This is a genomic window from Bacteroides reticulotermitis JCM 10512, from assembly GCF_000517545.1.
In the GTDB taxonomy this organism is placed as follows: domain Bacteria; phylum Bacteroidota; class Bacteroidia; order Bacteroidales; family Bacteroidaceae; genus Bacteroides; species Bacteroides reticulotermitis.
This window is the reverse complement of record NZ_BAIV01000006.1, coordinates 198,477-207,878: the sequence shown is the minus strand read 5'-3', so window position 1 is coordinate 207,878 and position 9,402 is coordinate 198,477. Positions and strand designations below refer to the sequence as shown.

Here is a 9,402-nt window from a genome sequence, read left to right as displayed (position 1 = left end):
CCATCCCTGCTCGGGATTGACCCACACACGCAAACGGATCGCATTCATTCCCAGATCGCGGAGCAAGGACATACACTCTTGTGAGTTACCTTCGGCATCATAGAATTTATAACTCTTCTTTTCCATCTCCGTCAACCAGCTTACGTCAGCTCCCCGCACAAAACCGGACATATCATATTCTTTATCCGGCGATTCCGGGAATACCGGTTTATCATCGTTGTCGTCGCAAGCGGTGAAGAAGGCTCCGCACAATAGTGCGGAAGCCGTTAATATCATATATTTGAATCGTTTCATAATTGTTTACTTCCTCTAAAATTAGTGTTGAGTAGTCGTATAGGTACCGCTAATCAGATTGACTGTAACCAGATAGGTACCTGCCTGTAAAGCGAATCCGCTGTTACTGTTGTAATATAGTTTTCCTTCACTTCCCCCATAGGCGCCTGTCCAATCATTATAGATGTAGAATTTCACTCCCCAGTTGGAGTTTTGGGGTAACGTGATTGTTCCGGAGTACTCGCCCGGCGTGCTAGTGGCAGCAATGGGGTACAAGTTGTTGTCACCCTCTATACCATAATAGCAATAGATATTATTGCCTACCGGAGAGGTCTTGTAAGTCATATCTTTCAGTGATACCTCAAATAGATGGAGTCCGGTGGCAGGAGCAGTAATGTTTTTGTTGGCTCCTTTCACAAGCGTACCACTTTCGGCCGTACTAGCAGCGTCATCATTGGCAAGCGTATACATCTTATCGCCATCCCAAGCATCACTTGAAGAGAATGCATAGTTTCCCCATTTTGAATTTACATCTACCACGCCGGCATACTTCTGCTCTTCTTTGTAGTATAACTCAATCTTCCGGTCGTAAGTCCAGTTGTCATCCGGTCCGATACCGGGTAAATAGAGATATTGACTGAGTTCCGGTTCGGGGTCAACCGATCCTTGAGTTACAGTTGCTGTCCACACGTGCGAATCACTTAGGTCGAGAGTTAATGTACAGTCACCCGTCTGCGGGATATGCACAGTCAAGTTGGTTGCTGTCGTACCGAAAGCCAATGCAGTGCTATTTCCTGAGAATGCAACAGGCGTATCTTTCGCCTTCGAATCATCAATGTCGTAGCCGCCACTACCATTTGCCTTAGCACAGGTATGGTCATAGAGTTTACCGGTTCCGCCGATTTGAATACTCACATCACCGGCTGTTGCAGCGTTGAAGCCGACCGACCATTTACGGGTTGCTTTGTCGAATACCAGTTGAGCTTCGATATCCCCGCTTACGTTCAGCGAAGGTATTGACAAGCCACTCCATTGTTTATTGCCGGTATCGAAGGTTATGTAATAACAGCCGCTAATTCCGGGGAACCAGCATTTCCAGTCTCCTGCCGTAGTAAGCAAGAATGGCATTCCCGTTTCATTATCGTTCCGCCAAACAGTTCCGTTGGCCTCTTTGACTAAGAAGTTGAACCAGGCATCAACGCCTACAAAACCTCTATACACCCCTTTATCTTCGATAGAGAAGAGCATGGTACCTGTGCTATTCGAGTTTTGGTCGAGCACAGTAGCAAAACGCGTATCCAGCTTGTAAGGAGTCACCGTAACCGCTTCTACATTACTATATGCAGGTGCTATGTTATTTCCTGTAGTCCCTTTTAAGCGGAAGTAGAGTTTGGAAGCTACATTCGCTTCCGCTCCCAAGTTGCTGGCTACGATATTCAGTTCCGCAGCATTATAGGTTTTAGAGAGCGATGTTTCAGTCGATTCTTCCACAGTACCTGAGAAGTCCTCGGACATCGAGACCTGCATTGCTGTTTTCAGCAAGTCGGTCGGTTTAAAATCCGGGCTGCTTACCGCTAACGTACGGTCAGTCCATGCGAGCGATAACACATTCTTATGCGCGATATCTTCGGTCAATACGATGTTGTCGGTCGAAGCGATCAATTCATTGCTTGTCAAACTCGACAAGAAGTATTTGTCTCCGTCCTCATCGCAGGCACTCCATATAAAGAGTCCTGCCAGCAAGATCATCAGCCTATTTAATGTTTTCATATCTGTTGTTTGTATTAGAGGATGATTAATAATTTTCATTGTACAAGTTCGGATTGGCAGTCAGTTCAGTTGTTGGTATCGGGTAGATATTATACTTACTGTTCACAGCTGTGCCACCCTTTTCTCCACCTTTCCATTGCCACAGATATTTATCGGTCGTAAAGCTGCCGAAGCGGATGAGATCCGTGCGGCGATACCCTTCCCAATACAATTCACGGGCACGTTCCTTGAGTATGAAAGTTTCGGTCAAGTCTGCATCCTCCTTCTTATGATTATCATTACCGTATGCACGTCTTTGCAGATCGTTGATATAGCCGAGTACGGTTGCCCTGTCGCTACCTGATCCGCCACGCACTACGGCTTCGGCCATCATCAGGTACACATCCGCCAGGCGGAACAAGGGGTAGTCGGTATTCACACCACCTTCTGCCGTGTTCGAAGCCGTTTCTCCGGCATCCGTCAGGTTAGTCCATTTGGTTACAAAGAAGCCGTTCGATTGATCGTCAATTTTGTCGAGGTACTGTGTTTGCCCATCGGTGAAGAACATATAACGCTGATCGTCGACACCTGTAAACAAGGCCGGAACCTCTCCACGCACGCGGAACATTCCCCAGCCGCTCTTCACTCCATAGTCTTCAGGCTTTTGCTCGTCGGAGGTATTACTTACCGCACCACACACGATATATGTGGAGGAACCCCATGAAACCGTGTGTACAGCATCCACCGGCAAGGTGAAAATTATCTCGTTCGCTGTCCGCTTGTCATTGTCGGCATTGAAGAGTTTCGCGTAATCATCTTCCAGTGAATACCCTTGTTTAATCGCATTTTGGCAAGCTGTGATGCACTCCGTGTATTTAGGCGCATTGATATATACTTGCGCATTCAAATAAAGTTTGGCCAACAGGGTATAAGCTGCTCCCTGAGAAGCCCGTCCGTAGGGGCAATCCGCTTTGTTGAGCATATCGCTCACGATGCCGGTTAGCTCGCTCTCGATATAGCTGAATATCTGCGTAGCCGTATAACGGGGAGGCAAGTAGCCCACAGTAGGGTCATTCTCGGTGATGAACGGAATGTTGCGGAACAAGTCGAGTGCATGGTAGTAGAACAACGCACGCATGAAACGAGCTTCGGCCCGATAATGACGAATTTCAGTCTGTTCCTCTTCGCTGAAGCGTGCCAGCTTCTCATCGGTGGCATTGCGGAGGAACTCATTGCACAAGGCGATGTTGTAGTAAATACGGTAATACATATCCGATACCCAAGGGTCGTTGGCATCCCAGCGCAGGTAAGTCAGCCCGGTAACGTTGTCACCCGACAACCAAGTCGAAGCGACTTCGTCAGTTCCGGCTTCCTGTAAATTGAAGAAGCAACGCATATAATCCTGCCCGCTGTTACTACTTAGGTCATTGCTGCCGTTTTTCTCTTGTCCGGTAGTGACCATCGAAGCATAAATCTTGCCCAGTACTGCTTTGTAATTCCCAGCGCTGGTATATATCGTCGAAGCCGTTTCGTCTTCATGCGGATATTGATCCAAATCGCCTATGCAAGATGCCAGCAATAAAGTGCTGCAAAAGAATAGGGCTGTATAATATATCTTTTTCATAATTGGCTCGTTTTAATAATTAGAAGTTGAAACCTACGTTGATAGAATATGTACGTGGGCGCGGATAGAAAGAACGGTCGATTCCATTGGGAACTTCGGGATCTACACCGCTATAATTGGTGATGCAGAATACGTTCTGAACCATGGCACTTACATTCAGGCTACATCCTCTGTAGATTTTGCCGAAGTTATATCCCAGCGACAAGTTATCCATTTTCAGGAAAGAGGCGTTCTCCACATAATGATCGGACAAATACTGACGAGACTTGAATCCCGTGTTCAGATAACTGGTCGATAAGTTATTCAGTTGGTACGAGTTGTAGCTTACCGTTTCCCAGGCACCTGTATTCATAGCCATGGCATTATACACATAATTGCTACATTGGCACGTAAGCTTGTGCTGAGTGTCCACTTTTTCCATTGCAAAGAAGTGCTGAAGCCGAATATATAATCGGGAGCAGGAGAGTGGTAGCGATATAAATCGGACGAATTGATTTGCCCGTCCCCGTCGAGGTCGAGATAAGCCCCTTCTACCGGCTTGCCGGTTTTCTCATCATACAGTTGGTGATACACATAAAACATGTACGGCGCATAGCTTCGGTCAGAGTCTGTACCTGATAACTGTCGATGTAAGGCCCTACCGATGTATTGGTCGCAGCGGCTCCGGCTGTCAGTGAAAGGTTTTTCACTTTCATCTTCTGCCAAGTCATGTTGAAGCTGACATCCCACTTCCAATCTTCGGTCTGTATGGGCGATGCGTTCAAACTGAACTCAATACCTTGGCTGTCTACATTTCCAACGTTAGTCGTTATGTTCCGGTCGAAAGTAGTTCCGGCAGCAGCAGGTACTGTAGCAATCAAATCCTTTGTTTTGCGCGTGTAATAGTCGAAGCTACCGGTAATGCGGTCTTTTAGAAAACCGAAGTCGAAACCGATGTTCCACGAAGTAGTAGTTTCCCATTTCAGGTCCGGTACATAGGAACTCGGGCGATACGTGTGAATGTATTCGTTGCCCATGCTTGCCTCGGCACCGTTCTGACTTCCGGTATAGATCGGGAGATAATTGTAGTTACCGATACCGTCTTGCTGCCCCGTTACCCCATAGCTCGCACGTAGTTTCAGGTTGCTCAACACCTGATTGTCTTTCAGGAATGACTCCTCTGTAACTCTCCAGCCCAAAGCGAGCGATGGGAAAGTACCCCAACGCACATTCTTGGCGAAGCGTGATGTTGCATCCCGACGCATTGTAGCCGTAAGCATATAGCGAGAGTCGAACGAATAATTCAAACGTCCGTAGTACGATAGCAATACGTGACGCTCATCTGTTGCTTTAGAAGTCTTTTGAATATCGCCTAGCGTATTCTGTTCCGTGTAGAGCGGTGCGGTAGCTTTCCAGTATTGATAATCATAACCGGCAGTTACATCAAAGCTACTCTTTATTGATTCTACGAATTTATTGTAGTTGGCATATAGCGTCAACAGCCTATTCTCTTTCTTCTGCGGTCCGTATTGATAGTTCAATCCGGAGACTGTATAGTTCTGCGCAGCTTCCGCCGGTACGTATACACTACCTTTGCCTTGTGCGTAGTCGTAGCCTAAGGTTGCGTGCAGTTTCAGATCCGGGAAGAAATGTACCCGGTAATCAGCGTCGATGTTACCAATGAAACGGCGAATATTACTGCCGGAATTATTCATCTTTAGTAAGCCTAGCGGGTTCAATACGGCACCGTTGACAGGCGCACCCGTATTGTCGACCGCTTCGGTATAACCACCGAAAGCATCCGAACCGGAATAGACCGGAACAGTCGGATTCATAGTTGAAGCCGCCCAGATAGCTTCGGAGTTGGCGAAGTCGTTGTTGTTGATAGACCCTTTGGCATTTACGTTCACCTTGAGATGATCGTCAAAGAAAGAGGGGCTCAGGTTGATGCTTCCCGTGTAGCGTTCCGCTTTATCCGTACGGAGTAAACCACTTTGGTTGTAGTAACCCACCGATACACGGAACGGCCAATTGGGAGCTATCTTACCGGCAACGCTCAGGTTGTTGTCAGTACCGAAAGCGTTTTGGTAAATCTCATCGTTCCAGTTGGTTCGTGCGGTACCCAATAAAGCTTGTTGAGCGGCCGTTCCTTCTGTGCGGATGGTATTGACGAACTGATTATAGCTCAGCATATCGGCCAACTTCGTACGGGTTTGTATGGAGTTGGTGGTGCTGAATGTTACTTTCAGTTGGTCGGAAGTTCCTTTTTTAGTCGTAATGAGGATAACCCCGTTTGATGCTCGCGAACCGTAGATCGCCGTTGATGAAGCATCTTTGAGGATGGTCATGCTTTCGATATCGTTCGGGTTGATGAGGCTCATGAAGTTGTTGTCGTTTCCGCTGATACCCCCTTGTTCCAGTGGAACGCCGTCTAAAACAATCAGTGGATCGTTACTGGCGTTTAGAGAGGCACCTCCACGGATGCGGATCGTGCTGCCCGCAGTAGGCGAACCACTGTTGGACATAATCTGTACGCCGGATATCTTTCCGTTGATTAGTTGCTCGGGCGAACTTACCAGCCATATTGAAGTCTTTGCTGCTGACATTGGTCACGGAGCCGGTTAAATCACTTTTTCGTTGCGTACCGTATCCGATAACAACCACATCGCTTAATAGCTGCGAGTCGCTCTTCATCTGGATGTTCAGCACGTTGCCGCTAGTCGGCATAGCAACAGTTTGCGTTACGTAACCGACATACGAGAACTGCAACGTTTTATTGGCTTTAGGTACTACCAATGTATAGTTGCCGTCGAAATCAGTCACTGTTCCCTGAGATGTGCCCACGATAAGGATACTTACTCCAATCATGGGTTCTTTGTTCTCATCAATCACTTGCCCTGTGATTTGTTTGCCTCCTGCCTGTTGTTGGGCAAAGGCGGAGACTGTAGTACCTATGAGTGTTGTACACAACATAAGGAATACAGCCAGATGGCGTAGATTTAAGATGTTACTGTTCATAATTACTGTGTTATTGAATAATCGTTTTTTATGGTATTTCTTAGTATGCTATATTCGAAAGCTTATTCCAGCCACACATTTCCCAATTCTATTTCCACCGGCTTTCGGTTGTCGATCTCTTCCGGTGTGGCAGAGAAAGAGATCTCCAGTTTCTCTATTTTCTCTATCGAGAAAGGAATGTCGGTAGACGGGGTAAAGTATTGTTGCAAGAAAGTCGGATAAGGCACCGGTAGCAGTGCTGTTCGCGTTTGCTGCAACTCCTTGAGCGGTATTCGGATAATTCCGTCTGCCGGGATCGATGTGCTCACTGCCTTGTACGTATAGCCGTCTGAACTGATAAAGCCTGCCCGGAAATCTAGGGGAATCGCCTTATGCGGATTGATGCGGATGCAAAGCGTTGTACAGCTTTTCAACTTCTCTTTTCGTTCCGCTACCGTTGATTTGACTAGTGTACGTAGAAAGTATACCGGATTGGACTGCTTGGAAGTGAAACTGAATCGTAGCAGCGGCTTTTCTACAGGTGAAGCATCTAACAAGGTACGTTGAATGGAACTCCATTCCGGTAGCGTGTAAGCTTCTGTGTGGCTGTATGAATCGGTCACGGTTAGTAACCCGATCACACTACCCGGAGCGACAGCCTGAGTTTCCCAATACCGGGTGGAAGTGAAGTTCCAATCCAGTGGGTTACCGCTTATGCCCGCAGAACATTCTCCGGTTACTCCGGGATAGGTGCGGATGCTGTCGCCCCGACAGACGATGATGTTATACCTGAAACAACCTTCTACCATTTCCGCGGCCGGTACGGTTGCCTGATACCTGTAGCCGCTCATGCGTTTCATCTTTATGTACGGATTATGTTCGTTCCAAAAAGATATTTTATCTGTATAGATAATGACAGAGTCCGGAATGCTCGGACCTACCACCTCTGCGTTGATTACGAATGGTTGTCCGGCTTCAACGGTTGCTGCCGGCTTGTGAGTCACTTTATACGAATTGCTTCGTGCAACCGGAGCCACATATTCTCCTATCCGGATGTTACCCCATGAAGAGTCGGAACTCCACGCGTGTACCGGATTCACACCTTGGCGTTTCAGCAAGTAAACGCCCGGGCGAAGAGCTGCGATGGTTCCGTTTGTCGATACGCCTTCTGCGCGTTGATTGTCTCGATCAATAGCCAAGACACTGAAGGTAGTGCCTAGGTCGGGTAAGCGTAAAGTCAGGTCCCAGCTCCCGTGAGCGATGGCAACTACTTCTTTTTGCAGAGAAGGTTTGGCAAACGGGTCGTTGACAACTACCGCATCCGGCATTACTTCCAAACGCCATACGCCGGATTCCAACCGATCGATAAAGTAAGCACCCGTACCCTCGTAACTAACAACCGGCGAATGTCCGCATCCGGCAACAGATTCTAGCCGGGACGCATCTTTAGGTTGGGTGCGTGTGGAATTGGAGTAGTAGAACTTGGTACCGTTGTTCCACTCGCTCAAATCATCGTTGTAGCTCACCCGGAAGCCATTGCCAAATAAGGTGTCCTGCGGATAGCTTCCGTAAGATTCTCCTCTCTTTAGTACTTGAGCAGCCTCGGCGGCTATTTTCATACTGATCGCTTTGTGTGGGGTATAAGCCAGATTCAGGAAGTGAGTCTGATACTCCGTATTGGCATATGCAATGTCTATGGGGTCGTAAGCAAACTGGGTAATCCACTGAAAGCCTGCTGTGCGGAAAGTGCGTACCATGGCCGGATACATATACGAATACATAATGTCCGCCGGATCGAACTCATACACCATGCGAGCTTTGGTGTTGAAGCCTTTCACGTTGGCAAAAGGTATGTCGTAACGGTCGACGTACGGAAGGAAATTACCCTCTTGCGTCTGTCCCGAAACCAGACCGATGGGGTACCACTGATAAGTTGTTCCCTGCACAGCCGTTTCGTAATAGGCATCGACCACATATTCGTTGTGGCTTACATTATAAAATACAGGTTTCCGGTTGCCGGCATCATGGAGTGCTTTCAACATTCGGTTGATGTAGGCTTTCACCTCCTCCTTCGTTCCCGAGTGACAAGGTTCATTGTTCACCTCGAAGCCTATAATGGCCGGATCGTCTTTGTAAGCACTTCCCGTATACGGATTGGTGTGCTGCACCAGTTGGCGCAAATACGTTTCCTGGGCGGCAATAGCCTCCGGATTGGCGTGCATGTTGCATTTATCATATTTATACGAGAATCCTCCGGTGGGGATATTGCGCTCCGGATAGCCGTTGCCGAAATTCGTTTGCGCGGTAATTACAATATGTATGTTACGCTCTTTTAGCTTGGCTATCAGATAATCCAATAAATCGAGATGTTCGTTTCCGAGCAGATTACCTTTACCGTCTGTCAGCTCCACATCCCATAAGTGGACGCGGTATGCATTGAAGCCTAAACGTGCGAAGTGATATACATCTTTATCTATGGCGGCTTTGTGGTCTAAGCCCAAATAGCCGATTGCCCGGTAGGCGTGCGCAAAAGGAGGCGTGTAGTTCACACCGAAGAAGGAAGCTTCGTGTCGGGTGTCGCTCCAACGCATAACTCCTTTGCTGTCTATATAGATAGTTGCTGTCTTCGTCGATTGCCCCTTGCCCGAAACAAAGGAGAATAGGATGCAGATGCAGGTAAGAATAAGCTGTTTTTTCATGCCATCAAATTTTGCGGTTTAATAACAAAGGCAAAGATAGCCCACCCATACTTTTGGTGAAAGCACAGATTGGACATATAA

Annotated in this window: 4 protein-coding genes and 1 pseudogene; all 5 read right to left on the bottom strand. The window is 47.6% G+C overall.

All coding sequences use genetic code 11. From position 1 onward, the window contains the following. Positions 1 to 294: glycosyl hydrolase 53 family protein (locus tag JCM10512_RS05510; RefSeq protein ID WP_044161210.1), on the bottom strand; the 294-nt coding region annotated here is incomplete at its 3' end. A gap of 21 nt (positions 295 to 315) precedes the next feature. Next, positions 316 to 2,043 carry a DUF5114 domain-containing protein gene (locus JCM10512_RS05505; RefSeq protein WP_044161208.1) on the bottom strand — a complete coding sequence of 576 codons (1,728 nt, stop codon included), beginning with the start codon at positions 2,041 to 2,043 and terminating at the stop codon, positions 316 to 318. A gap of 25 nt (positions 2,044 to 2,068) precedes the next feature. Beyond that, on the bottom strand, positions 2,069 to 3,646 hold the full coding sequence (locus JCM10512_RS05500; RefSeq protein WP_044161206.1) for a RagB/SusD family nutrient uptake outer membrane protein: 1,578 nt from the start codon (positions 3,644 to 3,646) through the stop codon (positions 2,069 to 2,071). 19 nt (positions 3,647 to 3,665) lie between these two features. Continuing rightward, a pseudogene (locus JCM10512_RS05495) lies at positions 3,666 to 6,643 on the bottom strand (SusC/RagA family TonB-linked outer membrane protein). Positions 6,644 to 6,705: 62 nt separating this feature from the next. Beyond that, positions 6,706 to 9,321 carry a glycoside hydrolase 5 family protein gene (locus JCM10512_RS05490; protein WP_044161204.1) on the bottom strand — a complete coding sequence of 872 codons (2,616 nt, stop codon included), beginning with the start codon at positions 9,319 to 9,321 and terminating at the stop codon, positions 6,706 to 6,708. Positions 9,322 to 9,402: the final 81 nt, after the last annotated feature.